2 pseudogenes are annotated in these 799 nt (G+C 39.2%); both read right to left on the bottom strand.

The annotated features are described in order from the left end of the window. Positions 1 to 399, bottom strand: a pseudogene (locus BKE30_RS15675) (hypothetical protein); the annotation flags it as partial. Between the two features lie 77 nt (positions 400 to 476). Continuing rightward, positions 477 to 799: pseudogene (locus BKE30_RS16145) on the bottom strand (hypothetical protein); the annotation flags it as partial.

The raw sequence follows: 799 nt of genomic DNA, 5'->3' as shown, positions 1-799 counted from the left end.
TTTACCTTCGGCAGACTTAGCGAAGTTTTTAAGCATTCCTGTCACTGGATCCAGAACATCGGTTGCTGCCTGTAGCAGACCATTACTGCCCACAATATTGCCAATCGCTTCAACCAACTCCCCCGTTTGCAGGGCAGCCATTAAAGTAGGCATCTTGTGTTCCGGATTGCTATTTTCAAATGGGGTCTGGTAATTACTTTCAATGGTTTTTTCACCATCGGTAATCATGGCCGCCACAATAGGCAAATCTGCAAGCCAGTTACCATCCTTGTCACATTCCGAAAATACGGCAAACTTGTGCTTGGAGATCACACCATAAAACGGATCAGTATCGTTACTGGGTAATCGGGGCTTTGGCGCATTGGCCGGGGTGGCCAGCGCTATTGTTTTGTTGGTCATAAAAAACCCTGAGCTTAAGCACAGGGTTATTATCACTTACTGAAAGGATGCTAAATGCGTGTGGTTCCAAAACTTCGTTAGTCACCATTATCTGTTAGTAATTTAATCACATGATCCGCTGCCACATCATTACCTATAGATTTTTTTCCATTTTCACGTAATAACTCAATTATCCATTGTTGCAGTTCTACATTTTTACTAGGTAAAATACTTTGATTCCACAATTCTCTAATAACTGCAAATCTTTCTTCTTTTGTATCTTCAAAAATATATTTTCGCCAATCCTCTTTAGTAGATTTTCTAATGACATTCTCAGCCCCAAACTTAACAACTCCTTTCTCTATGTAACTATCTACAATATCTTTAAATGTAAAGTTACTCCATACTGTATTTTTTATTA

The sequence above is a fragment of the Alkanindiges hydrocarboniclasticus genome (assembly GCF_001982605.1).
Lineage (GTDB): Bacteria > Pseudomonadota > Gammaproteobacteria > Pseudomonadales > Moraxellaceae > Alkanindiges > Alkanindiges hydrocarboniclasticus.
This window is presented reverse-complemented; position numbering and strand designations above follow the sequence as displayed.